This is a genomic window from Bradyrhizobium sp. USDA 10063 (assembly GCF_054063735.1).
In genome coordinates this window covers 398,633-424,604 of record NZ_JBSSGP010000002.1, presented here as the reverse complement: position 1 = coordinate 424,604, position 25,972 = coordinate 398,633, and the positions used below count along the sequence as shown (strand labels likewise).

25 protein-coding genes are annotated in these 25,972 nt (G+C 63.6%); 5 read left to right on the top strand and 20 right to left on the bottom strand.

The window, feature by feature from the left end; all coding sequences use genetic code 11:
* Window positions 1-2: 2 nt before the first annotated feature.
* The 9 genes from ACVJGD_RS03845 to ACVJGD_RS03805 all read right to left on the bottom strand — a co-directional run bounded on the left by ACVJGD_RS03845 (window position 3) and on the right by ACVJGD_RS03805 (window position 9,281).
* On the bottom strand, window positions 3-1,172 hold the full coding sequence (locus tag ACVJGD_RS03845) for an aminotransferase (RefSeq protein ID WP_456633114.1): 1,170 nt from the start codon (window positions 1,170-1,172) through the stop codon (window positions 3-5).
* Between the two features lie 7 nt (window positions 1,173-1,179).
* Window positions 1,180-1,509 carry a rhodanese-like domain-containing protein gene (locus tag ACVJGD_RS03840; RefSeq protein ID WP_456633113.1) on the bottom strand — a complete coding sequence of 110 codons (330 nt, stop codon included), beginning with the start codon at window positions 1,507-1,509 and terminating at the stop codon, window positions 1,180-1,182.
* Between the two features lie 110 nt (window positions 1,510-1,619).
* Entirely contained in the window at window positions 1,620-2,090 is a 471-nt protein-coding gene (locus tag ACVJGD_RS03835) for a hypothetical protein (protein ID WP_456633112.1), read from the bottom strand.
* A gap of 7 nt (window positions 2,091-2,097) precedes the next feature.
* Window positions 2,098-2,340: a hypothetical protein gene (locus ACVJGD_RS03830; protein WP_456633111.1), complete on the bottom strand. Its 243-nt coding sequence runs from the start codon at window positions 2,338-2,340 to the stop codon at window positions 2,098-2,100.
* A gap of 162 nt (window positions 2,341-2,502) precedes the next feature.
* Window positions 2,503-4,428: a potassium transporter Kup gene (locus tag ACVJGD_RS03825; protein WP_456633110.1), complete on the bottom strand. Its 1,926-nt coding sequence runs from the start codon at window positions 4,426-4,428 to the stop codon at window positions 2,503-2,505.
* A 148-nt stretch (window positions 4,429-4,576) separates the two neighbouring features.
* Window positions 4,577-6,475 carry a potassium transporter Kup gene (locus ACVJGD_RS03820; RefSeq protein ID WP_456633109.1) on the bottom strand — a complete coding sequence of 633 codons (1,899 nt, stop codon included), beginning with the start codon at window positions 6,473-6,475 and terminating at the stop codon, window positions 4,577-4,579.
* 131 nt (window positions 6,476-6,606) lie between these two features.
* Window positions 6,607-7,437 (bottom strand): flagellar motor protein MotB, encoded by an 831-nt coding sequence (locus tag ACVJGD_RS03815; RefSeq protein WP_456633108.1) that lies wholly within the window; start codon window positions 7,435-7,437, stop codon window positions 6,607-6,609.
* Between the two features lie 33 nt (window positions 7,438-7,470).
* Window positions 7,471-8,244 (bottom strand): motility protein A, encoded by a 774-nt coding sequence (locus tag ACVJGD_RS03810; protein ID WP_456633107.1) that lies wholly within the window; start codon window positions 8,242-8,244, stop codon window positions 7,471-7,473.
* A 206-nt stretch (window positions 8,245-8,450) separates the two neighbouring features.
* A complete protein-coding gene (locus tag ACVJGD_RS03805) occupies window positions 8,451-9,281 on the bottom strand; it encodes an SDR family NAD(P)-dependent oxidoreductase (RefSeq protein ID WP_456633106.1) in 831 nt (276 codons plus the stop codon).
* A 252-nt stretch (window positions 9,282-9,533) separates the two neighbouring features.
* Here ACVJGD_RS03805 and ACVJGD_RS03800 point away from each other — a divergent pair, with 252 nt between their 5' ends.
* Both ACVJGD_RS03800 and ACVJGD_RS03795 read left to right on the top strand, forming a co-directional pair.
* Entirely contained in the window at window positions 9,534-9,827 is a 294-nt protein-coding gene (locus tag ACVJGD_RS03800; protein ID WP_456633105.1) for a hypothetical protein, read from the top strand.
* A gap of 270 nt (window positions 9,828-10,097) precedes the next feature.
* On the top strand, window positions 10,098-10,718 hold the full coding sequence (locus ACVJGD_RS03795) for a TerC family protein (protein WP_456633104.1): 621 nt from the start codon (window positions 10,098-10,100) through the stop codon (window positions 10,716-10,718).
* A gap of 11 nt (window positions 10,719-10,729) precedes the next feature.
* On the opposite strand, the gene ACVJGD_RS03790 is transcribed toward ACVJGD_RS03795, so the two are convergent.
* The 4 genes from ACVJGD_RS03790 to ACVJGD_RS03775 form a co-directional block, all read right to left on the bottom strand.
* Window positions 10,730-11,449 carry an RraA family protein gene (locus ACVJGD_RS03790; RefSeq protein ID WP_456633103.1) on the bottom strand — a complete coding sequence of 240 codons (720 nt, stop codon included), beginning with the start codon at window positions 11,447-11,449 and terminating at the stop codon, window positions 10,730-10,732.
* Window positions 11,450-11,687: 238 nt separating this feature from the next.
* Entirely contained in the window at window positions 11,688-12,569 is an 882-nt protein-coding gene (locus ACVJGD_RS03785; protein WP_456640155.1) for a CDP-alcohol phosphatidyltransferase family protein, read from the bottom strand.
* A gap of 76 nt (window positions 12,570-12,645) precedes the next feature.
* Complete coding sequence (locus ACVJGD_RS03780) at window positions 12,646-13,344, bottom strand: phosphatidylserine decarboxylase (RefSeq protein WP_456633102.1); 699 nt, start codon at window positions 13,342-13,344, stop codon at window positions 12,646-12,648.
* Window positions 13,345-13,387: 43 nt separating this feature from the next.
* Window positions 13,388-15,361, bottom strand: a complete 1,974-nt coding sequence (locus ACVJGD_RS03775; protein ID WP_456633101.1) for an ABCB family ABC transporter ATP-binding protein/permease — start codon at window positions 15,359-15,361, stop codon at window positions 13,388-13,390.
* A 212-nt stretch (window positions 15,362-15,573) separates the two neighbouring features.
* Here ACVJGD_RS03775 and ACVJGD_RS03770 point away from each other — a divergent pair, with 212 nt between their 5' ends.
* Complete coding sequence (locus ACVJGD_RS03770; protein WP_028166512.1) at window positions 15,574-16,179, top strand: LOG family protein; 606 nt, start codon at window positions 15,574-15,576, stop codon at window positions 16,177-16,179.
* 4 nt (window positions 16,180-16,183) lie between these two features.
* Here ACVJGD_RS03770 and ACVJGD_RS03765 read toward each other — a convergent pair whose 3' ends face one another.
* The 4 genes from ACVJGD_RS03765 to cysS are packed head-to-tail and all read right to left on the bottom strand — an operon-like array spanning window position 16,184 to window position 20,333.
* Entirely contained in the window at window positions 16,184-16,561 is a 378-nt protein-coding gene (locus tag ACVJGD_RS03765) for a VOC family protein (protein WP_456633100.1), read from the bottom strand.
* A 15-nt stretch (window positions 16,562-16,576) separates the two neighbouring features.
* A complete protein-coding gene (gene cimA / locus ACVJGD_RS03760) occupies window positions 16,577-18,175 on the bottom strand; it encodes a citramalate synthase (RefSeq protein ID WP_456633099.1) in 1,599 nt (532 codons plus the stop codon).
* Window positions 18,172-18,684 (bottom strand): GNAT family N-acetyltransferase, encoded by a 513-nt coding sequence (locus ACVJGD_RS03755; RefSeq protein WP_456640154.1) that lies wholly within the window; start codon window positions 18,682-18,684, stop codon window positions 18,172-18,174. Before ACVJGD_RS03755 ends, cimA begins: the two co-directional genes overlap by 4 nt.
* Complete coding sequence (gene cysS, locus ACVJGD_RS03750) at window positions 18,684-20,333, bottom strand: cysteine--tRNA ligase (RefSeq protein ID WP_456633098.1); 1,650 nt, start codon at window positions 20,331-20,333, stop codon at window positions 18,684-18,686. The genes ACVJGD_RS03755 and cysS overlap by 1 nt, the downstream gene beginning before the upstream one ends.
* Before the next feature lie 290 nt (window positions 20,334-20,623).
* On the opposite strand from cysS, the gene ACVJGD_RS03745 reads away from it, so the two are divergent.
* Both ACVJGD_RS03745 and ACVJGD_RS03740 read left to right on the top strand, forming a co-directional pair.
* A complete protein-coding gene (locus tag ACVJGD_RS03745; protein WP_456633097.1) occupies window positions 20,624-20,929 on the top strand; it encodes a hypothetical protein in 306 nt (101 codons plus the stop codon).
* A gap of 158 nt (window positions 20,930-21,087) precedes the next feature.
* Window positions 21,088-22,269, top strand: coding sequence for a DUF2865 domain-containing protein (locus tag ACVJGD_RS03740; protein WP_456633096.1), 1,182 nt, complete (start codon window positions 21,088-21,090; stop codon window positions 22,267-22,269).
* Here ACVJGD_RS03740 and ACVJGD_RS03735 read toward each other — a convergent pair whose 3' ends face one another.
* From ACVJGD_RS03735 to ACVJGD_RS03725, 3 genes are read right to left on the bottom strand one after another with little or no spacing between them, the layout of a single operon-like run.
* Window positions 22,270-24,021: an NAD+ synthase gene (locus ACVJGD_RS03735; RefSeq protein WP_456633095.1), complete on the bottom strand. Its 1,752-nt coding sequence runs from the start codon at window positions 24,019-24,021 to the stop codon at window positions 22,270-22,272.
* Window positions 24,022-24,066: 45 nt separating this feature from the next.
* Window positions 24,067-24,420, bottom strand: coding sequence for a diacylglycerol kinase (locus tag ACVJGD_RS03730; RefSeq protein WP_456633094.1), 354 nt, complete (start codon window positions 24,418-24,420; stop codon window positions 24,067-24,069).
* A gap of 3 nt (window positions 24,421-24,423) precedes the next feature.
* Complete coding sequence (locus ACVJGD_RS03725) at window positions 24,424-25,812, bottom strand: class II 3-deoxy-7-phosphoheptulonate synthase (RefSeq protein ID WP_456633093.1); 1,389 nt, start codon at window positions 25,810-25,812, stop codon at window positions 24,424-24,426.
* Window positions 25,813-25,972 lie beyond the last annotated feature (160 nt).

The window sequence follows — 25,972 nt, the reverse complement described above, 5'->3', positions numbered from 1 at the left end:
CTCTACCTCTTGCGACGGTGCACCGCGTCCGACAGACGCTCCAGCGCAGTGTCGAGGGTTGCGTCCTTCTTGGCAAAGCAAAAACGTACGACCGACGTCACCGGATCCTTTTCGTAGAAGGCCGAGACGGGGATCGCAGCCACTTTGTAGTCGGTCACGATGCGCCGGCAGAACGCCTCGTCGGTCTCGTTGAGGCCGAGCGGCGACAGGTCAACCGTGAGGAAATAGGTGCCCTGGGATTTCAGGACGGGAAAGCCGAGGCTCTCCAGTCCCTGTGTCAACCGGTCCCTGCTCCGGGCCAGATCCTTGCGCATATCATGAAAATACGCGTCCGCCTTGCCGAGCCCATACGCCACCGCCGCCTGCAGATTGGGCGCCGTGGTGAAGGTGAGGAACTGATGCACCTTGGCGGCGACGCGCAGAAGCGGCGGCGCGGCGCAGACGAAACCGACTTTCCAACCGGTAAGCGAAAAGATCTTGCCGGCACTGCCGACCTTGATGGTGCGGTCCCGCATGCCCGGCAGCGTGATCAGCGGAATGTGCTCGCGGCCATCGAAGACCACGTGCTCCCAGACCTCGTCGCAGATCGCGACCACGTCGAATTCCTGGCAGAACCGCGCCAGCAGTTCGAGGTCTTCGCGCGGATAGACCACGGCGGACGGATTGAGCGGATTGTTGAACAGCACCGCCTTGGTCTTGTGGTTGAAGACGCTCCGCAGCATCTCCTCGTTCAGCCGCCAGTGCGGCGGCTCTAGCCGCAACAGGCGCGGAATGCCGCCGGCCTGACGGATGATCGGCAGATAGGAATCATACACCGGCTGGAACGCGACCACTTCATCGCCCGGTTCGACCATGGCCAGGATCGATGATGTCAGCGCTTCGGTGCCGCCCGAGGTCACCATGACTTCCGTCATGGGATCGAGGTTGAGCCCGTGCCAGCGGGCGTAATGGCTCGCGATCGCCTGCCTGAGCTCGGGGATGCCCATCATCGACGGGTACTGGTTGTAGCCGTTGACCGAGGCGTCCGCGGCCGCGCGACGGATGTCCTCCGGACCGGGATCGTCCGGAAAGCCCTGGCCGAGATTGATGGCGTTGTTGTCGCGCGCGAGCTGCGACATCGCTTCGAAAATGGTGACGGGAAGGTCCGCGAAGACCTTGTTCATGGAAGTCATGGAAACGTCAGCCGCCCGTCTTGGTCGGCAATCCCGCCGCCTTCCAGGCCAGCATGCCCCCTGCCAGATGCTTGTCGTAGGGCAACCCCGCCGACTGCGCCGCGAGCGAGGCCGTCACCGAGCGCTTGCCCGAGCGGCAGGCGAACACGACCTCTTTCCCCTCCGGATCGGGAATCTCGTCCGGATCGAATGTGGACAGCGGCACCACGGCGCCATCGGGATAGGCCTCGACGGCGACCTCGTTGGGCTCGCGGACATCGATCAGGAGATAGCGTCCATCCGCTATTCCCTTGAACACCTCATCAGGCGTTAGATCATGCACCTTGTGGTCGGCCACGCGCGTTCTCCAGACAAGTTCGATGGGCTCAGCCAGCCCCTGTTTCGGGCGCAAAGTCGCCTCTCGCGCGGGGAAAATCAAGCACCGCAAAAGGATTGGAATATCTGCGCTCAGCGGGGCCGGAGCGGTCCTACCGCCACAATCTGCTCCCTTGCCCGCTCGTTCACCCGCGCGAACTCCTCCATCACCCGCCTGAACAATCCCGGATCGATGGACGTGATCAGTCCATGATCAGGCGCGTCCAGATCAGGAAAATAATCCTTGTGAATCGGAAGATATGCCCGGACGCGCGTATCGATAAAGAACGCGGAGTTGTTCTTGTTCTGGCGCGCCCTTTCCAGGGGCACCCGGATGATTCCGATCGGCAGATTGTCTGCGAATTTCTTAACTTGGGACGAGGTGTAAACTGCAACGGTCGCCCCGTAGGTGGGCACCGGACGTCCCAGCATCCTGGCGGCTTCGGTTGCGGAGAACGCGCCCATTATGATGGCAGCATGGCGCGTCCGCGCAGGAATGTCGGGAGTTTCAGCGAAGGGAAAGTAACTCCAGACCATGTCGCCGCGTCGGAAGGGCAGAACCATTCAGGCCTCACTGGAAAAGTGAGCGCCTGAATGCGTAGTCCTCATCGCTTTCGTCGGCATCGCGATGAAGCTCATAGTTCTCAAGCGAGATCGGCGGCATTCTCGAAAAGTCCTCCACCACCTCGACGTAGTCCAAGTGGCGGCGCATGACTTCCTCGACGAGTTCTTTGACGGTCACGTTGTCCAGTCGGGCAACCCGGGAAGCCTTGTCGTAGAGTTCGTCGTCGAGATGCACAGTGATGTCGGCCATGGCAGATTTCCTGTCGCATATGGCTGAATTCGCTGCCTAGATACATAAACGGCCTTGCGGCAATATGAAAGGCGGCCATTAAGCCGGCTCGATATGATAGTCTCGGATTTGCCTTGGATGGGTACTCGCGCTTCAACGCGATATTCCCAGCAGCCGAGACATCTAGATCGTGACCTGCGTTCCCACCTCGACGACACGGCCGGTCGGGATCTGGAAATAGTCGGTGGCGTCGTTGGAAGCGCGGCTGAGCGCGATGAACAGATGGTCCTGCCAGCGCGGCATGCCGGAATGCGCGGCGGGCTTGAGCGCGCGGCGCGACAGGAAGAACGAGGTCGACATGATGTCGAACTGCCAGCCGAGCTTGCGGGCGATCGCCAGCGTCTTCGGCACGTTCGGCGATTCCATGAAACCGAAGCGCAATGTCACCTTGGAGAAGGTTGGACTGATCTGCTCCATCCGCACCCGCTCGGACGGGTCGATCCGCGGCGTCGGCGCCGTTTCGATGGTGAGAATGACATTCTTCTCATGCAGCACTTTGTAGTGTTTTAGACTATGCATCAGCGCGGTCGGCGCGCTGGCGGGATCGCTGGTCAGGAACACCGCCGTGCCGGAGACCCGCTGCGGCGGCCGCTTCTCCAGCATCGCGACGAGGTCGGCGAGCGGGAATTCCAACTTGCGCGACTTCTCGAACAACAGCCGGCTGCCGCGCCGCCACGTAATCATCAGCATCATCACGGCGCCGCCGAGCGCCAGCGGCACCCAGCCGCCTTCCAGCACCTTCAATAGGTTTGCGGTGAGAAAGGTGACATCGAGAAACAGGAAGGGCGCGATCAGCGCGGCGGCAGCGATCGGCGACCATCGCCAGACCTTCCACACCACGACAAAGCCCATCATGGCCGTGACCACCATGGTGCCGGTCACCGAGATGCCATAGGCCGAAGCCAGCGCGCTGGAGGAGCGGAACATCAGCACCAGCAATAACACCGCGACGAGTAGCAGCCGGTTGATGCGGGGAATAAAGATCTGCCCGGAATGGGCTTCCGAGGTGTGGCGAATCTCGAAGCGCGGCAAGAGGCCGAGTTGGATCGCCTGGCGTGTCAGCGAATAGGCGCCGGTGATCACGGCCTGGCTGGCAATGACGGTCGCGATGGTGGCGAGCACGACCATCGGGATCAGCGCCCAATCCGGGAACATCAGGAAGAACGGATTCTCGATCGCCTTAGGATCGACGATGACGAGTGCGGCCTGCCCCATATAATTGAGCGCCAGCGCCGGCAGCACGATGAACAGCCAGGCGAACTGGATCGGCCGTTTGCCGAAGTGCCCGAGATCGGCATAGAGCGCTTCCGCGCCGGTGACGGCGAGAAACACCGCGCCGAGCGTGATGAAACCGATCAAGCCATGATGGAGCATGAAGGAGACGGCATAGATCGGATTCAGCGCGAACAGGACCTGCGGATGGGCGATGATCTGCGGCACCGCTGCGATCGCCAGCACCGCGAACCAGATGCACATGATGGGTCCGAAAAACGCTGCAACCCGAGCGGTGCCGTGGGACTGCACGGCAAACAGCGCCACCAGGATCAGCGCCGTGATCGGCACGACATAATGTTCGAAGGTCGCCGTGACGAGCTTGATGCCTTCGATCGCCGATAGAACCGACAGCGCCGGCGTGATCACCGCGTCGCCATAGAACAAGGCGCCGCTGATGATGCCGAGCATCACAACCACGCCGGCGCCCTTAGTAACGGCGCGCTCGGCCAGCGCCATCAGCGCCAGCGTTCCGCCCTCGCCATGGTTATCGGCACGCAGCAGGATCACCACATATTTGAGCGTGACAACGACGATCAGCGCCCACAGGATCAGGGACAGCACGCCGAGCACAGCCTGCGTCGTGGCGACGCCACTATGCTCGCTGGCCGCCACAACGGCTTCGCGCAGGGCGTAGAGCGGGCTGGTGCCGATGTCTCCGTAGACGACGCCGATGCTGCCAAGCGTCAGCGCCCCGAACCCCGCCGTAGAATGCGCCTCTCCATGTCCATTGGCCGCGGGCGTTTCCGCCGCGGTGACCGCACTCTCGGACGACATGGGAGGGAGCCTCTATTGTTCACTGCACAATGAAACAGAGTGGTAGCCCTATATCCCCGCGCGAATGCATAGGTTAGGCGAGAATTGGGCGTCCGCCATGCATTTAACACATAGGTCGATGGTCTAACCAGCCAGAAACTTGCGCGCGTCAGATAGTTACCTGTGTTCCGACCTCAACCACCCGGCCGGTGGGAATCTGAAAATAGTCGGTGGCGTCGTTGGCGGAGCGGCTCATGGCGATGAACAGGTGATCCTGCCACAGCGGCATGCCCGACTGCGCCGCGGGCTTGAGCGAGCGTCGCGACACGAAGAACGACGTCGCCATGATATCGAACTGCCAACCGAGTTTGCGGGCAATCACCAGCGCCTTCGGCACGTTCGGCGATTCCATGAAGCCGAACCTGAGGCGCACCTTGGAAAACTTGTCGCTGACGCGTTCCATGTGGACGCGCTCGGAGACATCGACGCGCGGCGTCTGCGCCGTCTCGATGGTCAGGATGACATTGTGCTCGTGCAGCACCTTGTTGTGCTTGAGGTTGTGCAGCAGCGCGGTCGGCACGAAACCGGGGTCGCTGGTGAGGAACACCGCGGTGCCCTTGACGATATGCGGCGGCCGCTTCTCCAGGCTCTTGATCAGGTCATCGAGCGGCACCTCGATGCGCCGGGTCTTGGCGAGCAGGATGGCCACACCGCGCCGCCAGGTCCAGATCATGACCGCCATGGCAACGCCGAACAGCAGCGGCACCCAGGCGCCTTCGAACAGTTTCAGGAGATTGGCGCTCAGGAAAGTCATATCGACCACCACGAGCGGCACAATCACCGCGGCCGCGGCCGCCACGCGCCAGTTCCACAGTTTCCAGATCACGACAAAGCCCATGATGCCGTCGGCGACCATGGTGGTGGAAACGGCGATGCCGTAGGCCGATGCCAATCCGCTCGAGGTGTGGAACATCAGCACCAGCAAGACCACGCCGATCAGCAGCAGCCGGTTGACCCGCGGCAGATAGATCTGCCCGGCGTGGGACTCCGAGGTGTAGCGGACCTCGAAGCGCGGCAGCAGGCCGAGCTGCACCGCCTGGCGGACCAGCGAATAGGCGCCGGTGATGACGGCCTGGCTCGCGATCACGGTGGCTGCGGTGGCGAGCGCCACCAGCGGCAGCAGCAGGTAGTCGGGAACCATACGATAGAAGGAATTCTCGATCGCGGACGGATCGGAGAGCACCAGCGCCCCCTGCCCGAAATAATTGAGCAGAAGCGACGGAAGCACGAAGAACAGCCAGCCGGACTGGATCGGCTTGCGGCCGAAATGGCCGAGATCGGCATAGAGCGCCTCGCCGCCGGTGACGGCCAGGAAGACCGCGCCCAGCGTCACCAGACCGATGGTGCCATGGGTAAGCAGGAACTGGAGTGCGTAATAGGGATTGATCGCCGCCAGCACTGACGGGTCATCCCTGATGTGGACGAGCCCCATCACGGCAAGCGTGGCGAACCAGATCACCATCACAGGCCCGAAGGCGGAAGCCACCCGCGCGGTGCCGATGCGCTGAACCGAGAACAGTACGACCAGAATGAAGATCGTAACCGGCACCACATAATGCTGCAATGCAGGCGTCGCGAGCTTGAGGCCTTCGACCGCCGACAGCACGGAAATCGCCGGCGTGATCATGGAATCGCCGATGAACATCGAGGCGCCGACCACACCGAGCGCCAGCAACAGCCAGCTTCTCCGTCCCAGCGCGCGCTGCCCCAGCGCCATCAGCGAGAGCGTGCCGCCCTCGCCGTTGTTGTCGGCGCGCAGGAGCAGCAGCACATATTTCGAGGTGACGACGATGAAGAGCGCCCACAGGATCAGCGACAGCACGCCGAGGACGATGATTCGGGATACCGGCTGTCCATGCGTGGCTCCGGCGACCGCTTCACGAAAGGCATAGAGCGGCGAAGTGCCGATATCGCCGAACACCACGCCAATACTGCCCAGCGTCAGGGCCCAGAAGTTGGAGGTGACCGGCCCCTCTTGGACCTCGCTGGATGAGACGCTGACAGCCATGGCGGGTGAGAACGCCCTATCTGCTGGTTTGATCCGGCGCGGCTATCCACGCTTCCGCGTTCCCTGTCAACGGTTGCGCCGGACGCGTATCCGTGGCAGGCGGACAGGCGGTAGATAGTAAATTCGGCGGATTACGGCTTCAAGCCGGGCGGCAGCGGCGGATCCTCACGCATCAAGGTGATGGTGACGCGGCGGTTTGCCGCGAGCGACGGATCGTCCGGAAACAACGGCTGGCTGTCGGCCTTGCCCGAGACCGCAAAGATGTGCGACGGCGGCAGCCCTTCGCGCTCGAGGATCTGGCGCACCGCATTGGCACGATCCGCCGACAGGTCGAACGCACCATAGTCGCTGCGCGCCGGCACGAAACCGGCGGCAGTGTGACCGACAATGGATACGCGCAGCGGCGTTGCCTTGAGCGGCCCGGCGAGCTTCTGGATCAGCCGCCGCGTGCGGTCGTAGGGCACCTTGGAGCCGTCGGCGAACATCGAGCGGCCGTCCTGGTCGACGATCTCGAGGTTGAGGCCCTCCTTGGTTTCCTCGAACATGATGTGCTTGGACATTTCGGTCAATTCCGGCATGTCCTGTAGCGCCTGCCGGAGCGAAGCGGACGCGAGCGCGAAAGCGCGGTCGGTGTGCAGCTTGGCGCCGTTGACCTGGTTGCGTTCCTTCTCGTCGGGCGTCGGCTTGTCCGAGGTTTCCTCCGGCGAGATATGGTCGACGTTCTTCAATTTCGGCCGCGTCGGCAGGCCGTCGGATTCGATGATGCCGGAATAGCGCACATTGGTCTGCGAGCCGAAGGCGTCGCGCATCGAGCCCGCGACGATCTTCAGCTTGTTGTTGTCCATGCTGGAGAAGGCGACGAGCATCACGAAGAAGCTCATCATCAGCCCCATCAGGTCGGCGAAGGTCACGAACCAGCCGTGCCCTCCGGTATGTGCATCGCCGCGCTTTTTCTTGGCCATCGCTTAAGCTCCGGACCGTTGCCAGGCCGAAGGTCAGGCCGGAACCGGTTCGCCCTCTCCTTCGCGGTGTTTTTCCGGCAGATAGGCGAGCAGCATTTCGCGGACCAAAGCCGGGCTCTTCGAATCGCGGATCATCAGGATGCCGTCGATGATCAGCGTGCGGTTGGTCTCCTCGTCGAGGAGCTTGCCGTGCAGCTTGTCGGCGATCGGCAGGCAGAACAGGTTCGCAACCAGCGCGCCATAGAGCGTGGCCAGCAGCGCGGTCGCCATGAACGGACCGAGCTTTGAGGGATCGGTCATGTTGGCGAACATCTGCACCATGCCGATCAGCGTGCCGATCATGCCGAAGGCCGGCGCGCAGTCGCCGATCGCGCGGTAGATCTTGCTGCCTTCGTCGAGATGCATCAGGAAATTGTCGCGGTCGCGCTCGAGATTGTCGCGGATGAATTCGAGGTCGTAGCCGTCGGCGACGTAGCGGATTCCCTTGGCAAGGAACGGCTCGTTGGTCTCGACCTTTTCCAGGCCGACCGGGCCCTGCTTGCGGGCGATCTCGGCGATCCGCGCCAGTTCGTCGACCAGATCGCGCGCCGACAGCCGGCTCATCGTGAAGGCGAATTTCGCCCCCAGCGGCAGGCCGTGCAGGATCGCGCCCAATGGAAAGCGGATCATCGTGGCCGCGATCGATCCGCCGAAAATGATGATCATCGCATGTTCGGAAATGAACATGTGCAGGTCGCCGCCCATCAGCATCATCGCCGAGATCACGATGATGCCCGTCACGAGCCCGACGCCCGTCATAATATCCATGGGAGACTCCACGCGTACGCAACACACCGCCTGTCCTGGACGGTGCACGACCCAACCCCGGACCGCGCCGGCAAACCCTACGAGGCCGCCATTAAAGACGCGTAAAGGTTAAGCCGAAGAGGAACCCGTAGAATCCCGAGCGGCCGAGTAGAGCCTCAGCGCCGCGCCGATCTCAATCTTTCGCTAACCATAATCGCCGGCGAGGCTCACTGACGGGCAGCGAGCCCCGTGAGTTGGAGACTGAGTGCGCGCAGCCGTCTCCGCGCTGACGCGTCGTAGGCTTGTGGATTGGCCCTTGCCTCGTTCATGCCGTTGAAGAACAGCCCGCTCTCGTCGGCTACATCATCGCCCGACACCAGATGCAGGATCGCTTCGCCGCCCTGCTCGACGGTGGAGATCGGGGTGATGCCGCCGGCGCGCACCATGGTGGTGTTCATGTAGGTCGCCGGGTGCAGCGAATTTGCGGTGACGCCGAAGCCTTTCAGCTCTTGCGCGAGATCTACCGTGAACATGATCTGCGCAAGCTTGCTCTGGGCGTAAGCGCGCGAGCCGCTGTAGTTCTTCGTGATCATCACGTCGTCGAAGTCGATCGGATGCTGGCCGAGCGAGGCGACATTGACGATCCACGACGGCGCGCCCGCCTTGAGCAGGGGCAGCAACAGATGCACGAGGAGGAAGCCGGCGAGGTAGTTCACGGCAAAGCGCAGCTCGTGGCCGTCCTTGCTGGTCTGCCGCGCCGGTCCCTCGTTCTGCGAACCGATCCCGGCATTGCTGACGAAGGCGTCGAGCCGCTTGTGATTGGCGAGCACGGCCTCCGCAAGCTTTCGCGTCTCGGCAAGCGAGGACAGATCGGCCTGGTAGAAAACAGGCTCGCGGCCCCCTGCCCGCCTGATCTCTTCGATCAGCGATGTCGCGCGCGCCTCGTCGCGCCCATGGACCAGCACGTTGGCGCCGCCGATGGCGAGCCTGGTCGCAACATAACGGCCGACGCCGTCCGTGGAGCCGGTAATGAACACGGTCTTGTCGCGCATTTCCATCGCGCACCTTCCGTCCCTGCCCGCGAGGGTTCCGCATGGCGGTCGGAGGACAACTACACCCGTCTGCGGCGCTGCGCCACGGGTCAGAAACCTCCCGCACGCGAATGCGTTTTGCTATGAATCACCGTCGATAGCGTGCTGCTGGCGGATACTGCGCGGCTGCTATCGGCGTGTAGTCATTCAGGGAAACAGATGTTGGCCTCCAGTTCAAACTGGATCATGCGAAATGCTCCTTCGTTGGAGCCTTTCGGCATGTTTGCCCTGTTCGGCGCCCTGACCTTGTTCCCCGCAATCCTGATGATCCGTGTGCTCGAGCCCGAGCTCGTGCTGCCCGCATTCAGCATCCTGCTGTTCGCGGAGGCGGCGGTGGCCGCCATCGTGGCGCACCTGATCCGGGCTCAGGAGAGCCTACGGAACATTACGTGGTGGGATTTTGCCGGCGCATTCACCTTTATGGGATGCGCGGCGGCAATTTTTGGCGAACCGGACCAAGCGGCGCTGTTCTTCGAGGAAGAGGCTGTCGCGCGTTCGAATTCGCAACCCTAGAGCATGATCCGAGAAAGATCGCGCTCAACCAAGAGATGAGATCATGATCCGATTCCGTCTAATCGGATCATGATCCAGCGTACCAGGCCGGGCCCCTCTGGCAGCCGATAGGCTGCGATGTCGGACTGGAGTTAAGTTGGAGTGGCCCTGCTTTGATCTGCGGCATTGGATCGCGGACGTATCGGTGAATTCCTCACCGAGGACGTGCGTCGCTATCAGGCCTGCATCTAATCCGGGGTCACTCTCCCGACCAGAAGGGGAGCATGACCCGTGTCCGAATTTCTCGGTTTTGAATTCCTCGCCGCGCTGTTGCAGGTGGTCCTGATCGACCTGGTGCTCGCCGGCGACAACGCTGTCGTGATCGGCCTCGCCGCAGCCGGCCTGCCCGAGAAGCAGCGCAGCAAGGCGATCCTGATCGGCATTCTCGCCGCCACCGCGCTGCGCATCCTGTTTGCCGTGGTGGCGACCCAGATCATGCAGATCGTCGGCCTGCTGCTCGCAGGCGGAATCCTGCTGTTGTGGGTGTGCTGGAAGATGTGGCGCGAGCTGCGCGCCACCGCGAAGGAGGAAGCGGGCGGCGCAGAGGTTGACGGCGAGAGCGCGCCCAGGAAGACCCTCTTCCAGGCCACGACGCAGATCATCGTCGCCGACGTCTCGATGTCGCTCGATAACGTCCTGGCCGTCGCGGGAGCCGCCCGCGAGCATCCGGTGGTGCTGATCTTCGGCCTGATCCTCTCCATCGCATTGATGGGAGCAGCCGCGTCCTTCATCGCGCGGCTGCTGCAGAAGCACCGCTGGATCGCCTATGTCGGCCTGGCCGTCATCCTCTATGTCGCCGTCGACATGGTCATTCGCGGCGCCCACGACGTCGCCAAAGTCGCGCCGACCTGACGGCGGCCCGATCAGTGAATCTCGGCCGAGCGCTTCAGAGCCTCCTTCAGCTTCTCGAGCGAGAAGTCCGGGCTGCGCGCGATCTCCAGGATCGGCGTCTCGCGGCGACCGCAGAGCTCGGCGGCATCCGGCAGCTTCGCGGCGATATCGATCGGGATCACGATCGCGCCGTGTTGGTCGGCGTGGATGAGATCGTCGGAGCGCACGGTCATGCCGGCAACCCGCACCTCGCTGCCAAAGCTCTCGGCATGCACCCAGGCATGTGACGGACCGATCGATCCGGCGAGCGCCTGGAAACCCGGCGCCCATTGGGGGATGTCGCGGATCGAGCCGTCGGTGATCACGCCGAGACAGCCGAGCGCCTTGTGCACGTTGCTCTGCACCTCGCCCCAGAACGCGCCATAGCCGACATCCGCGCCATCGATATCCTGGATCACGGCGATGCGCGGACCAAAGCCGGTGCCGACATATTCGTAATATTCGATGCGGCGCTTGGCCTGCTCGGCCGCCGGCAGACCGGATTGAAGGACGGAGCGGATCGTCACAGTGCGGGCATAGCCGACGATCGGCGGCAGGTCCGGGAACGGGCAGACCAGCGGCTTGGTCGTGTAGCCGATCAACCGCCGGTCCGGGGCGACGATCTCCATCGCGTTGCAGATCGTCGGCGTGTCATAGCGCGCCAAGGCTTCGAGCACGGACGCGGGCAGCGGGGCGGTGACGGCTTTGTTCACGGCGTTTCTCCTGGCAGGTGGACGCTTCTTGGCGAGACGATCTTGGTCCAAGCCTATAGCCGAGATCGGCCGCGAACCCAACCAAGCTTCCGCTCATGGCTGATATTTGGGACCTGGAGTTTCGGTATCGGACCCTCATGGTGAGGAGCGCGAAGCGCGTCTCGAAGGATGAGGCCACAGATGGGGCCTCATGGTTCGAGACGCGCTGCGCGCTCCTCACCATGAGGGCGAGCATTATTCAATTAAGGCGGGCCGGACGGTTGCCCTGGTCGGCGTCGGTGACGCCCGGATAGCTCGGCGGCGGAGTTGGCGACGTCGAGGCCTCGGCCGGCACAGCCGCCAGTACGTCGGCGGCGCGAGCATGGTCGCGATACGTTTTCCAGCCCCATGGCAGGCTGATGAGGTAGAGCACCGAGCCCGCGGAGAGGATGTGCCAGGGATAGCTGACCAATAGCGCGATGAAGAACACCACCGAGACGAACACCGGCAGCAGCATTTCCGGCGGCACGCGCATACGCGCCGTTTTGCCGGAAAACACCGGCAGGCGCGATACCATCAGGAACGCGATCAGAAGCGTATAGAACGCGGTCAGCATTGCCGGCGGCGAGGTGACGCCCAGGAACGCCAGATAGACCGGCAGCAGCACCGTGATGGCGCCGGCCGGCGCCGGTACGCCAGTGAAATAGTTCGCCGCGAACGCCGGCTTGCTCGGATCGTCGATCGAAGCGTTGAAGCGCGCGAGCCGCAGCCCGCCGCTGATCGCGAACACCATGGCCGCGATCCAGCCGCCATTGCCCAATTCGTGGAGCTGCCAGAAATAGAGGATCAGACCCGGCGCAACGCCGAAATTGACGAAGTCCGCGAGGCTGTCGAGCTCGGCGCCGAATTTCGACTGGCCCTTGATCAGGCGCGCAATACGGCCGTCGATGCCGTCAAGCGCCGCGGCAAACACGATCGCGGCGACCGCAAGCTCCATCCGCCCTTCGGTCGACAGGCGGATCGCGGTCAGGCCGGCGCAGATCGCGAGCAGCGTGATGACGTTGGGCACCAGCATCCGCACCGGAATCTGGCGAAACCGCCGGCGGCGCAGTTCCGGATATTTGGAATCGATCGGCATCATGTCTCGCGAATATAACAAGCGCGGGCCCTCTCCGCCATTATAGCGGCAAGGCGCCGCAACTGGCCATGCCGAGTGGTTAATCGGCCCGGTAGGTCCACCCCGGTTCGGGGGTACGGAAATCGGCCAGGACTGTCTCGCCGGCGATCGCGGTCTGGCCCTCGGAAACCAGCGGCCTGGTGCCCTCGGGCAGGTAGACATCGAGCCGCGAGCCGAACCGGATCAGGCCAAACCGCTCCCCGGCGCCGATCGACTGGCCTTCGCGCACGAACGAGACGATGCGCCGCGCCACCAGGCCCGCGATCTGGACCACGCCGATGCGGCCGTTGGGCGTCGAGATCACGAGCGAGTTGCGCTCATTGTCCTCGCTGGCCTTGTCGAGTTCGGCATTGATGAAGGCGCCCGGCCGGTAGGCGATGCGGTCGATCCGTCCGGCGACCGGGCTGCGGTTCACGTGGCAGTTGAACACGCTCATGAAGATCGAGACCCGCGGCAGCGGCCTGTCGCCGAGCCCGAGTTCGGCCGGCGGCAGGGCTTGGATGATCATCGAGACACGCCCGTCGGCGGGCGCGACCACGAGCCCGTCCCGCACCGGCGTCACCCGCACGGGATCGCGGAAGAACAGCGCGCACCAGATCGTCAGCACGGTGCCGATCCAGCCCAGCGGCGTCCAGATCCAGAACAGGATCAGGCTCGCCAGCGCAAAGCCGCCGATGAACGGGTAGCCCTCGGGATGAATGGGCGGAATCTGCGCGCGGATGGAATTGGCGATCGACATCGAATCTCACTCGGTTTCCCACGTCTGGGGACGGAGATGGAGCCTATTCCGCAGCCGTCGGCAAGGGTTTCTCGACCGGCTCAGGCTCGGGTTCGTCGACCGGCGGCGGCTCGCGGTTCGGCGCCTCCATGCCGTCGTCGACCATCGCCAGCTTCTCCCGCGCCTCCTCCGCCTCGCGCTGCCTGTTCCACATACTGGCATAAAGCCCGCCCTGCGCCAAAAGCCGCGGATGGGTTCCGCGCTCGGCAATGCGGCCCTGGTCGAGGACGATGATCTCGTCGGCGCCGACGATGGTCGAAAGCCGGTGTGCGATCACCAGCGAGGTGCGGTTGCGCGAGACGCGCTCGAGCGCGGCCTGGATCTCGTGCTCGGTGTGGCTGTCGAGCGCCGATGTCGCCTCGTCCAGCACCAGGATCGGCGGCGCCTTCAGCACGGTGCGCGCGATCGCCACCCGCTGCTTCTCGCCGCCCGACAGTTTCAGGCCGCGCTCACCCACCTGGGTCTCGTAGCCCTTCGGCGACATCCGGATGAAGGCATCGATCTGCGCGAGCTTGGCCGCCTCCTCCACCTCGGTATCATCGGCATCCCAGCGGCCATATCGGATGTTGTAGCGGATGGTGTCGTTGAACAGCACGGTGTCCTGCGGCACCATGCCGATCGAGGCGCGCAACGAGGCCTGCGTGACGTTGCGGACGTCCTGGCCGTCGACCAGGATCCTGCCGCCGGAGACGTCGTAGAGACGGAACAACAATCGCGAGATCGTCGACTTGCCGGCGCCGGAGGGGCCGACGATCGCGACCGTCTTGCCGGCCGGCACCTCGAAGGAGAGGCCTTTCAGGATCGGGCGATCAGGCTCATAGGCGAACCGCACATCCTCGAAGCGCACGCCGCCCGCCGTCACCACCAGCGGCCTGGCGTCGGCCGCGTCCTTGACCTCCGGCTTGCGCGCCAGCACGCCAAACATCTTCTCGATGTCGATGATCGCCTGCTTGATCTCCCGATAGACCATGCCCATGAAGTTGAGCGGCTGGTAGAGCTGGATCATCATGGCGTTGACCAGCACGAAATCGCCGACCGTGTTGCTGCCGTTGCGTATGCCGATCGCGCACAGCAGCATGATCGCCGTCAGGCCGGCAGTGAAGATGACCGCCTGCCCGGCGTTGAGGATCGCCAGCGACGTATAGGTCTTGATGCTGGCGTGCTCGTAGCGCTCCATCGAGCGGTCGTAACGCTCGGCCTCGCGCGCCTCGGCGCCGAAATATTTCACGGTCTCGTAGTTGAGCAGCGAGTCGATCGCCTTGGTGTTCGCCTCGGTGTCGGAGTCGTTCATCTTGCGGCGGATCTCGATCCGCCATTCGGTCGCGACATAGGTGTAGTACATGAACGCGGCGACGGTGATCAGGACGACGCCGACATAGCGCCAGTCGAACTGCCACAGCAGCACGGCCGTCAGCAGCGCAACCTCGACCACGGTCGGGATCAATTGCAGGATCACCATCCGCACGATGGTCTCGATGCCGGTGCGGCCGCGTTCGAGGATACGCGTCAGCCCGCCGGTCTTGCGTTCCAGGTGAAAGCGCAGCGACAATTCGTGCATGTGCACGAAGGTGAGATAAGCGAGCCGCCGCACCGCGTGCATCGCGACGCGGGCAAAGATGCCGTCGCGCCATTGCGTCAGCACCGCCATCAGGACACGCACGGCGCCGTAGCCCGCCGTCATCAGGAGCGGCGAGGCGATCAGCCACATCGTCCAGTTCGATGGTTGCACCGGCGCGCTGGGCGTGCCGTTCAGCGCGTCGATCGCCCATTTGAAGGTGAAGGGCACGGACAACGTCGAGAGCTTGGCGATGAGCAGGAGCACCATCGACCACAGTACGCGCATCTTCAGGTCGGCGCGGTCGCCAGGCCAGATATAGGGCCACAGATGCGCGAGCGTGCCGATCAGGGTCGCCTTCTCGGCCCCGCTTCTGTCGGGAGATGACATATCGCTCAGGCGTAGCTCGGGTTGGGACGACATTGACCCGCGCGCCGGTTCGCTGTCACGTGATTTGCATGGATCCGCATTCTGCCCGTCATATAGGCGATTTTGATCTCGCGGAAACCCTCATGGAGTGGATCTTTCACGATTTTCAGCGATTTACGCCACTTTTACGCCACGCCAGGTGAAATGCCGGGCTTGACGTTTTTTTCGTTGCAGTGCCACATGAGCGAATGCACCAAATCAGACCTATGAACCAGATCAAGACCGTCTGCGTCTACTGCGGCTCCGGACCCGGCACCAGCCCCAGCTTTGTCGAAGCAGCCAACGCGCTCGGAAGGATTTTCGCCGAGAGCGATATCCGCCTCGTCTATGGCGGCGGCTCGATCGGGCTGATGGGCGCGGTCGCAACCTCCACGCTTGACCACGGCGGCAAGGTCACCGGCATCATCCCGGATTTCCTCCGCGCCCGCGAGAACGCGCTTACCCGCGTCCAGGAGATGATCGTCACACCGGACATGCACGAGCGCAAACGGCTGATGTTCGAGCGTTCGGATGCTTTCGTGGCGCTGCCTGGCGGCATCGGCACGCTGGAGGAGCTGGTCGAGCAGCTCACCTGGCAGCAGCTCGGCCGGCACACGAAGCCGGTGCTGCTCGCCAATATCGACGGTTTCTGGGAGCCGCTGCTCGCGCTGCTCGACCACATGCGCTCGACGGCCTTCATCCGCCCGACGCTGCCGCTCGAGGTGCTGACGGCCGACCGCGTGGAGGACATCGTGCCACGCCTGCGCGCCGCTGCCGCCCGTGCGCCCGAGGCCGGCAAGGAACTCGCGCCTGACGTGGCGCGGCGGCTGTAAAGATTCATTCGCCCGGAAACGTCACCGCCTCGATACGATTGCCGTCGGGATCGGTGACGAAGGCCGCGTAGTACCTGATACGGTCGTGCGGACGCAAACCAGGCGCGCCGTCGGAACGGCCGCCCGCGCTCAGAGCCGCGGCATGGAAGGCATCGACGTCGGCGGTTGATTTTGCCCGCAGGCAGATGTGGTTACCGCTGTCGGACGCGACCGGCTTTAAGCCAACGCGCAGGTTGATCCAGAACTCGGGATAGCTCTTGCCGAACCCGATCGTGGCCGGACGGGTGACGAGGCGCGACAGGCCAAGCGGCGCCAGCGTTGCCTCATAGAAGCGCGCAGAACGTTCGAGATCGCTGACACCGACGGAGATATGGTCGATCATGCGTTGCCGCTCTCTTCAACCCGGAGCGCCTGATTTCACCAGTTTGTAGAACACCGAATCCATCAGTGCCTGGAACGAGGCATCGATGATGTTCGGCGACACGCCGACCGTGGTCCAGCTTTCACCGGTCTCATCCTCGCTCTCGATCAGCACACGCGTCACCGCCTCCGTACCTCCATTGAGGATACGCACGCGGTAATCGATCAGCTTCAGTCCCTCGATGTACTTCTGATACTTGCCGAGATCCTTGCGCAAGGCGACGTCGAGCGCGTTCACCGGGCCGTTGCCTTCGGCAGCCGAAATCAGCCGCTCGCCGGCGACGTCGACCTTCACCACCGCGAGCGCGACCGTGACGCGCTGGCCGACCGCGTTGTAGCGCTGCTCGACATTGACGTCGAACTGCTCGACCTTGAAATATTCCGGCACCTTTCCGAGCGTGCGCCGCGCCAGCAGTTCGAACGAGGCGTTGGCGGATTCATAGGCGAATCCTGCGGCCTCGCGCTCCTTCAGCTCAGCAACGAGCCGCGTGAGCTTCGGATCATTCTTCTCATAGGGGATGCCGGCCCGGTCGAGTTCGGCAATGACGTTGGAGCGTCCGGCCTGGTCTGACACCAGCACCTTGCGATGATTGCCGACGGCTTCCGGCGGCACGTGCTCGTAGGTCTGCGGATCCTTCAGCACGGCGGAAGCATGGATGCCGGTCTTGGTGACGAAGGCACTCTCGCCGACATAAGCTGCGTGTCGGTTCGGCGCGCGGTTGAGCATGTCGTCGAGCGTGCGCGACACCTTCATGAGCGTCGTCATCTTCTCCGGCGTGACGCCGATCTCGAAATTCTCGGAGAACTCCTGCTTCAGCCGCAGCGTCGGGATCAGCGAGCAGAGATTGGCGTTGCCGCAGCGTTCCCCTAACCCGTTCAGCGTGCCCTGGATCTGGCGGGCGCCGGCGCGCACCGCGGCAAGCGAGTTCGCCACCGCCTGCTCGGTATCGTTATGGGCGTGGATGCCGACGTGGCTGCCGGGAATGTGCCGCACGACATCGCCGACGATGGTCTCAACCTCGTGCGGCATGGTGCCGCCGTTGGTGTCGCACAACACCACCCAGCGCGCGCCGGCCTCATAGGCGGCCTTGGCGCACGACAGCGCGAACTCGGCATTCTCCTTGTAACCGTCGAAGAAATGCTCGCAATCGACCATTACCTCGCGCCCGGCAGCCTTCGCCGCGGCGACGCTCTCACGGATTGAAGCGAGGTTCTCCTCATTCGTGGTCTCCAGCGCGACACGCACCTGATAGGCGCTCGATTTGGCGACGAAGCAGATCGCGTCCGCCTTCGCCTCCAGGATCGCCACCAATCCGGGATCGTTGGACACCGAGCGGCCCGGACGCCGCGTCATGCCGAAGGCGGTGAAGCGCGCGTGGTCGAATTTCGGCTTTGTCGAGAAGAATTCCGTGTCGGTCGGGTTGGCGCCGGGATAACCGCCCTCGACATAGTCGATGCCGAGTTCGTCCAGCATCTGCGCGATGACCTGCTTGTCCTGCAGGGTGAAATCGACGCCATTGGTCTGTGCGCCGTCGCGCAAGGTGGTGTCGAAAAGATAGAGGCGCTCGCGGCTCACGATGCGCCCCCCGCGGCAGTGCCATTGGCCAGGCTTTTCTGCATCGTGGTGTTGGCCAGCCACTCGTCCTGGATTGTCACGCTGTTGCGCTGCTGGGCGACGTAGCCGCGCTTGCGGAAGAAATCGAGCGCGTTGTCGCTGGCATCGACCGAAAGCGTCTTGGTGCCGCGCGCACCGGCGAGCTTTTCCAGCGCATCGCACAGCATCGCGCCGACGCCCTGCCCCGCCACGCTCGGATGCACATACAGCATGTCGATGTAGTTGTTGTTCTTCAGCGAAGCAAAGCCGACCGGTGAATTCTGGATGGTCGCGATCAGCGTCAACTCGCCCGCGAGCTTGTTGCCGAAGGCCACCTCGTCATCGGCCACGGCTGCCCAGGCTTCCTGCTGGTTCTCGCTGTAGTCGTCTCCGGTCAGTTCCTGGATCGCAGCCACGAAGATCGCCGCCAGCATCGGCGTATCCGCCGGCAGGAACGGTCGCAGCGCGGATTGCGGGAGTGCCTGTGCCATCATGCCAGTTCCCACGTGGTTACCGGTTTGCCGTCAGCATCCTTACCATCCTTAAGCACAATACCTTTCGCTGCGAGTTCATCGCGGATGCGATCGGATTCCTTAAAGTCCTTACGCGCGCGGGCTGCCGTGCGGGCGGCAACCAGTTCCTCCACGGTTTTCCCGGGCACCTTCCATTCCGACAAGAAATTCAGTTGCAGCGACAGCGGCCCGCGGCTTTCGATGGCCATCCCCAAACCGGCCGCCTCGCTCAAGACTTGCTCAACGAATGCTTCATCGCCGTTGGCTTTTCCGACCCGGAAATCATGAGTGATCTTCGCGATTTGCGGAGCCAACTCTGCCGGCCAATTGGCGCCGACCGAATCCAATCTGAAGACGTATCTAGTTTCATTTCGAACGACTCCTAGGAATTGCAGGTCACGAAGCAGTTGAAGTTGCGCATCTTGACGCTTGCTCCAATTTGCCTTGCTTCCTCTCAACACCGCGATTGCGCCCGGAAAGTTTAGATCATCACTTAGCGCTTCAACCAAATCATGGGTGGGTTCTAGCTGAGAGGCTTTGTTCCATAAATTTTCACCGAAATTCACGTGATCATATTCGAGCATCCGAAAGTATAGATACATTTCAGCAAGTTCACTCGCGGCCGCGCGCAAGTTGTCAAATGTCCAATCAATTGGCTGACGATAGTGTGTTTGCAACATCGCCCATTTGACGACGTCTCCCGACCATGATTGCCCCTTCCATCCTCGCAGCAATTCCCTGATCGTGACGAAGTTGCCGAGTGACTTCGACATCTTCTCGCCTTCGACCTGCAGGAAGCCGTTGTGCATCCAGGTGTTCGCCATGCGCGCTTCATGGAAGGCGCAGCAGCTTTGCGCGAGCTCGTTCTCGTGATGCGGGAACACGAGGTCGATGCCGCCGCCATGAATGTCGAACTGCTCGCCAAGGTGTTTCCAGGCCATCGCCGAGCATTCGATGTGCCAGCCCGGACGCCCCGGCACCGCGATGCCTGATGGCGACGGCCAGGACGGCTCGCCGGGCTTCGACGGCTTCCACAGCACGAAATCGGTGTTGTCGCGCTTGTAGGGAGCGACGTCGACGCGGGCGCCTGCGATCATCTCGTCCAGCGAGCGGTTGGCGAGTGCGCCGTAGCGCGGCAGCACGCCGTTGGCCGCGTTCATCGCCTGCGGCGAGAACAGCACGTGGTCTTCGGCGACGTAGGCAAAACCATCCGTGACCAGCTTTTCGATGAGCACGCGCATCTCCGCGATGTGCTCGGTCGCGCGCGGCTCGACCGTGGGGCGCAGCGCGCCGAGCGCGTCGACGTCCTCGTGAAACTGGCGCTCCGTCTGCTCGGTGACCTTACGGATCGCATCGTTCAGCGGCAGGCCGGGATAATCTCGCGCGGCGCGGTCGTTGATCTTGTCGTCGACGTCGGTGACGTTGCGGACATATTTGACGCGGTTTTCGCCATAGACGTGCCGCAACAGGCGGAACAGCACGTCGAAGACGATCACCGGGCGCGCGTTGCCGATATGGGCGAAGTCATAGACCGTCGGCCCGCAGACATACATGCGCACATTGTTGGGATCGAGCGGCACGAAGGGCCGCTTTTCCCGGGTCAACGTATCGTACAGACGCAATTGCATGGAATACCCGTCCCTTGTGGCCGGGGCGTCGCGTGATCTCGATGTGAGAAAAGACGGCCTCAGCCAGCGAATCGCTAGCTAATAATCTCGCGGCAAATGCTGCAGATGGCGAGGTGGCCGTTCATGGTTCCACCATGGCGCCATCCGGGGGACGCCGTCAAGGCCTGTTTGCGCCCGTTTTGAGGGCGATTTTGGCCACTGTGATGATTCCAAGGATGGCATGGTTAATCATTATTAACGCCTTGGGCGTAATCGGATAGGCACTGGTTCCCTTCCCCGCTTGGTGCTCCATGCTATTTCGATCCGCATTTCTTGCCTGCACATTCCTTTTCGCCGCCTCCGCTGCATTGGCCGACAGCCGCGTCTTCATCATCGCCAACCACGACGACGGCTATGGTGTCGACGAATGCCTCGCGCGAGGCGACAAATGCGGGGCGCACGCCGCCCGCTCCTATTGCCAGTCACGCGATTTTGCGCAGGCCACCGCCTATCGCCGCGTCGACCCCGACGAAATTACCGGCGCCGTTCCGAAGGCCGGGGAGAACTGCAGCGGCGGCGCCTGCGGCGAATATATCGCCATCACCTGCCAGCGCTGACCCGGTCTGCACTCTCCAAGGGCCGGTATTCTCACGGGCTTTTGCCACATCCGGGCCCCGGAAACGACGTGACGCTGCCCCGAGAAACGGCTATTGCAGCGGGCCTTGGCTGCGCCTCTTGGGCTTGCCCGCCGCGCGGCGTCATTCTGTGACTGGACATGCCCGATCGCCTGAACTCTTGCTTCTCCCCGTGGATTTTGACGTGCGCCCTCCTGCTCGGCGCTGCCGTGCCGGGCGCTGAAGCCTTGGCGCAGACGCCCGACGATGCCTACGCGCAGATGTCTCAGGAGGCGCCGCCTCCGCAACAGGACGGGTCGTCCAACCCGATCTGCATCCGGCTCGAGGGCCAGCTTGCGACCATCGATCGCGGCGGCGGCGGCGATTCGATCAGGGACGAGCAGATCCGCCGCTACCAGGACGCCGCCTCGAGACAGCAGGCCGAACTGGACCGCGTGACCGCGCAGGCACGGCGCATGGGCTGCGACTCTTCCGGCTTCTTCTCGCTGTTCAACAACAACTCGGCGCAATGCGGTCCGATCAACACCCAGATCCAGCAGATGCGCGGCAATCTCGATCAGATGACGACGAGCCTGGAGCGGATGCGCAGCGGTGGGCTCGGCGGTGCCGACCGCGAGAACCAGCGCCGCTCGGTGTTGACAGCGCTGGCGCAGAACAATTGCGGCCCGCAATATGCCAATGCCGTGCGGGGTCCCGGCAATTTCCTCGACAATCTCTTCGGCAACCACAACGACAGCAACGTGACCATTGCGCCGCCGGCCGCCGAGCTCGGCCCGCAATCCGGCACCTACCGCACGGTCTGCGTGCGAAGCTGCGACGGCGCCTATTTCCCGATCTCGTTCGCGACGGTGCAGGGGCGCTTTGCCGATGACGAGAGGACCTGCAAGGCGCAGTGTCCGGCAGCGGAAGCGACCCTGTTCGCCTATCGCAATCCCGGCGAGGACATCAACCAGGCGGTGTCGATCAACGGCCAGCCCTATACGTCGCTGCCGAACGCGTTCAAGTTCCGTACCGAGTTCAACCCGTCCTGCTCCTGCAAGCCGGCGGGGCAGACCTGGTCGGAGGCGCTGAAATCGGTCGACGACAAGGCCGCCGTCGAGCAGCAGGGCGACATCATCGTCACCGAGGAGAGCGCGCGGAGGATGCAGCAACGCGCGCAGCAGCAGGCGACGAAACAGGCGCCGGCCGGCAAGAAGGGCGCGACGTCGGCGAATGCGGCGCCTGCACCCGACGCACCGGCGCCGCCGCTTGATCAAACCCCGCCGGGAGATCGGCCGATCCGCACCGTCGGCCCGCCCTTCATCCCGAAGAAACAACAATAGCTAGCCCTCGAACGCCTCCACCGAGGCGCGGGTGCCGCGCGTCACCAGCTTCTCGTCCGGCTGCGGCAATGCCTCGCCGCGATCGCGGAAGCGGTTGGTGATGGGATAGCGGCGGTCGCGGCCGAAATTCTTCGGTGTGACCTTGACGCCGGGCGCGGCCTGCCGGCGCTTGTATTCGGCGATGGAAAGCAGGCGGTCGATGCGCGCGACCAATTCGCGATCGAAGCCGGCGGCGACGATCGAGGCCAAAGGCTCCTCGCGCTCGACCAGCCGTTCCAGCACCGCATCGAGCACATCGTAAGGCGGCAGCGAGTCCTGATCGGTCTGGTTCTCGCGCAGTTCGGCCGTCGGCGGCCGGGTGATGATCGAGGGCGGGATCACTTCGCCCGACGGGCCGAGCGCGCCTTCCGGTTTCCAGGTGTTGCGCAAGGCGGCGAGCCGGAACACCTCGGTCTTGTAGATGTCCTTGATCGGGTTGAAGCCGCCGTTCATATCGCCGTAAAGCGTGGCATAGCCGACCGACATCTCCGACTTGTTGCCGGTGGTCACCACCATCGCGCCGGTCTTGTTGGAGAGCGCCATCAACAACGTGCCGCGGGTGCGCGCTTGCAGGTTCTCCTCGGTGATGTCGCGCGGCAGGCCCTTGAACGGCTCGGCCAGGATCTTCTCGAACCCGTTCACGGCGTCCGCGATCGGCAGCACCTCGTAGCGGATGCCGAGCATCCTGGTCAGGTTTGCCGCATCATCGAGCGACACCTGCGCGGTGTAGCGGAACGGCAGCATCACGCCGTGGACCATCTCGGCGCCGAGCGCATCCACTGCGATTGCCGCGCACAGCGCGGAATCGATGCCGCCGGAAATACCGAGCAGCACGCCAGGAAAGCCGTTCTTGCGGACATAGTCGCGCAGGCCGAGCACGCAGGCCGCGTAGTCCGCCTTGTCGCCCTCGAGCAGCGGCGTGATCGGCCCGTTGCAGCGCCAGCCCGCCTCGCCTCTGGTCCAGCGCAGCGTCGTGATGCTCTCCTCGAATGCCGGAAGCTGCGCCGCCACCGAGAGATCGGCGTTGAGCGCGAACGAGGCGCCGTCGAACACCAATTCGTCCTGCCCGCCTACTTCGTTCAGATAGATCAGCGGCAAGCCGCTCTCGGTGACGCGGGCGACCGCGATCGAGAGCCGGAGATCGTTCTTGTCGCGCGCATAAGGCGAGCCGTTCGGCACGACCAGGATCTCCGCGCCGGTCTCGGCGAGACATTCGACGACGTTCTCATAGTCCTCGGACTCTTCGAGCCAGATATCCTCGCAGATGGGCACGCCGACCCGGACGCCCTTCACCGTGACCGGGCCCGGCGCCGGTCCCCGCGCGAACAGCCGCTTCTCGTCGAACACGCCGTAGTTCGGCAGATTGGCCTTGAAGCGCAGCGCGGCGATGCGGCCGCCATCGAGCAGCGCGCAGGCATTGTAGAGCTTGCCGTCCTCGACCCAGGGCGTCCCGATCAGGACAGCCGGACCGCCATCAGCCGTCTCGCGCGCCAATTCCTCGACCGCGGCACGACAGGCGGCCTGGAAGGCCGGTTTCAGGATCAGGTCCTCCGGCGGGTAGCCGGCGATGAACAGCTCCGACAGCACCACGAGATCGGCGCCGGCCGCCTTCGCCGTCTCGCGCGCGGCGCGCGCCTTCGCGGCGTTGCCGGTGACGTCGCCGACAGTCGGATTCAATTGCGCCAGTGTAACAATGAACTCAGGTTCGCTCATGAGACCAATGGTGCCTTGCACCCACCTAAACTGCAATCGCCTGCGTTAGATCACGCCCATGCGCTCGGCGAGGGCGAACAGCCAGAACAGACCGGACATCACCAGCGCCACGCCGACCGCGGCGGAGCCCATGTCCTTGACCCGCCCGATCTGCGGATCATGGTCCATGGTCAGGCGGTCGGCGAGCTTCTCGATCGCGGTGTTGAGCAGCTCGACCACGAGCACCAGCACCACCGATGCAACGAGCTCGACCCGGCGCATCACGGTGGCGCCGATCAGCCATGCCGCCGGCACGGACAATATCAGCGCCACCACCTCCTCGCGAACCGCCTGCTCCGAGCGGATCGCAAAGCCGAGGCCGTTCCACGAGTTGATGGTGGCCCGCCAGAACCGCAGCAAGTGTCAGAGCCCCGCGGCTGCCGGCATCGGTTTGACCTTGCTCGCCCGCTCCTGCTTCAGGAGCTCCGCGATCAGGAAGGCCATGTCGATCGACTGTTCGGCGTTGAGGCGGGGATCGCAGACCGTGTGATAGCGATCGTTGAGATCCTCATCCGTGATCGCGCGCGCGCCGCCGATGCATTCGGTGACGTCCTGCCCGGTCATCTCCAGGTGAACGCCGCCGGCATGGGTGCCTTCGGCCTGGTGGATGGTGAAGAACGACTTCACTTCCGACAGCACCCGGTCGAACGGACGCGTCTTGTAGCCGGACGTCGAGGTGATGGTGTTGCCATGCATGGGATCGCACGACCACACCACCGTCCGCCCTTCCCGCTTCACCGCGCGGATCAGCGCCGGCAGATGCTCGCCGACCTTGTCGGCGCCGAAGCGGGCGATCAGCGTCAGCCGCCCGGGCTCGTTGTCGGGGCTCAGTACGTCGATCAATTTCAAGAGCTCGTCCGGCTTCAGCGACGGGCCGCATTTCAGGCCGATCGGGTTCTTGATGCCGCGGAAATATTCGACATGGCCGTTCTCGAGCTGGCGGGTGCGGTCGCCGATCCAGATCATGTGGCCGGAGGTCGCATACCAATCACCGGTCGTGGAATCGACCCGGGTCAGCGCCTGCTCATAGCCGAGCAGCAGAGCCTCGTGGCTGGTATAGAAATCGGTCGAGCGCAATTCCGGATGGCTCTCGAGGTCGAGGCCGCAGGCACGCATGAAATTCAGCGCCTCCGAGATGCGGTCGGCGAGCTCCTTGTAGCGGCGCGACTGCGGCGAGTCCTTCAGGAAGCCGAGCATCCACTGATGCACACTGCCGAGATTGGCGAAACCGCCGGTGGCGAACGCCCGCAGCAAATTGAGGGTCGCCGCCGATTGCCGGTAGGCCATCAACTGCCGCGCCGGATCGGGCGTGCGCGCCTCCTTGGTGAAGGCAATATCGTTGATGATGTCGCCGCGGTAGCTCGGCAGTTCGACGCCAGCAACCTTTTCGGTCGGCGAGGAGCGCGGTTTTGCAAATTGTCCGGCAATGCGTCCGACCTTCACCACCGGCAACGCGCCGGCATAGGTCATGACGACGGCCATCTGCAGCAGCACGCGGAAGAAGTCGCGGATGTTGTTGGCGCCGTGCTCGGCAAAACTTTCCGCGCAGTCGCCGCCCTGCAGCAGGAAGGCCTCGCCTGCGGCGACGCGGGCCAGCGCCTTCTTCAGGTTGCGCGCTTCGCCCGCGAACACCAGCGGCGGAAAGGTCGCAAGCTGCGCCTCGACGTCGGCCAATGCCTTGGCATCGGGATAGTCCGGCATCTGCAAGACCGTCTTGACGCGCCAACTGTCGGGTGTCCAGCGCTCGGACATGGGCGTTAACTCCTGAGCAAAAACCGCTACTTATCCGGGAAAGTGAAGCTATATACACAGGCTGCCGAAAGACCGCCAGCCGGATTTCCGGCTGTCTGGTCAAGCCTTTGGGACGGCAACCGAATTCGCATTTGTTAGAGTAAAGCGCGAAACGCAAGGA

Excerpts from the sequence above, each read along its gene's own strand:
- ACVJGD_RS03845 (WP_456633114.1), bottom strand. The coding sequence starts at position 1,172 with ATGACTTCCATGAACAAGGTCTTCGCGGACCTTCCCGTCACCATTTTC.
- ACVJGD_RS03835 (WP_456633112.1), bottom strand. The coding sequence starts at position 2,090 with ATGGTTCTGCCCTTCCGACGCGGCGACATGGTCTGGAGTTACTTTCCC.
- ACVJGD_RS03830 (WP_456633111.1), bottom strand. The coding sequence starts at position 2,340 with ATGGCCGACATCACTGTGCATCTCGACGACGAACTCTACGACAAGGCT.
- ACVJGD_RS03825 (WP_456633110.1), bottom strand. The coding sequence starts at position 4,428 with ATGTCGTCCGAGAGTGCGGTCACCGCGGCGGAAACGCCCGCGGCCAAT.
- ACVJGD_RS03820 (WP_456633109.1), bottom strand. The coding sequence starts at position 6,475 with ATGGCTGTCAGCGTCTCATCCAGCGAGGTCCAAGAGGGGCCGGTCACC.
- ACVJGD_RS03815 (WP_456633108.1), bottom strand. The coding sequence starts at position 7,437 with ATGGCCAAGAAAAAGCGCGGCGATGCACATACCGGAGGGCACGGCTGG.
- ACVJGD_RS03810 (WP_456633107.1), bottom strand. The coding sequence starts at position 8,244 with ATGGATATTATGACGGGCGTCGGGCTCGTGACGGGCATCATCGTGATC.
- ACVJGD_RS03805 (WP_456633106.1), bottom strand. The coding sequence starts at position 9,281 with ATGGAAATGCGCGACAAGACCGTGTTCATTACCGGCTCCACGGACGGC.
- ACVJGD_RS03800 (WP_456633105.1), top strand. The coding sequence starts at position 9,534 with ATGTTTGCCCTGTTCGGCGCCCTGACCTTGTTCCCCGCAATCCTGATG.
- ACVJGD_RS03785 (WP_456640155.1), bottom strand. The coding sequence starts at position 12,569 with ATGATGCCGATCGATTCCAAATATCCGGAACTGCGCCGCCGGCGGTTT.
- ACVJGD_RS03780 (WP_456633102.1), bottom strand. The coding sequence starts at position 13,344 with ATGTCGATCGCCAATTCCATCCGCGCGCAGATTCCGCCCATTCATCCC.
- ACVJGD_RS03775 (WP_456633101.1), bottom strand. The coding sequence starts at position 15,361 with ATGTCGTCCCAACCCGAGCTACGCCTGAGCGATATGTCATCTCCCGAC.
- ACVJGD_RS03770 (WP_028166512.1), top strand. The coding sequence starts at position 15,574 with ATGAACCAGATCAAGACCGTCTGCGTCTACTGCGGCTCCGGACCCGGC.
- ACVJGD_RS03765 (WP_456633100.1), bottom strand. The coding sequence starts at position 16,561 with ATGATCGACCATATCTCCGTCGGTGTCAGCGATCTCGAACGTTCTGCG.
- ACVJGD_RS03755 (WP_456640154.1), bottom strand. The coding sequence starts at position 18,684 with ATGGCACAGGCACTCCCGCAATCCGCGCTGCGACCGTTCCTGCCGGCG.
- cysS (WP_456633098.1), bottom strand. The coding sequence starts at position 20,333 with ATGCAATTGCGTCTGTACGATACGTTGACCCGGGAAAAGCGGCCCTTC.
- ACVJGD_RS03745 (WP_456633097.1), top strand. The coding sequence starts at position 20,624 with ATGCTATTTCGATCCGCATTTCTTGCCTGCACATTCCTTTTCGCCGCC.
- ACVJGD_RS03740 (WP_456633096.1), top strand. The coding sequence starts at position 21,088 with ATGCCCGATCGCCTGAACTCTTGCTTCTCCCCGTGGATTTTGACGTGC.
- ACVJGD_RS03735 (WP_456633095.1), bottom strand. The coding sequence starts at position 24,021 with ATGAGCGAACCTGAGTTCATTGTTACACTGGCGCAATTGAATCCGACT.
- ACVJGD_RS03725 (WP_456633093.1), bottom strand. The coding sequence starts at position 25,812 with ATGTCCGAGCGCTGGACACCCGACAGTTGGCGCGTCAAGACGGTCTTG.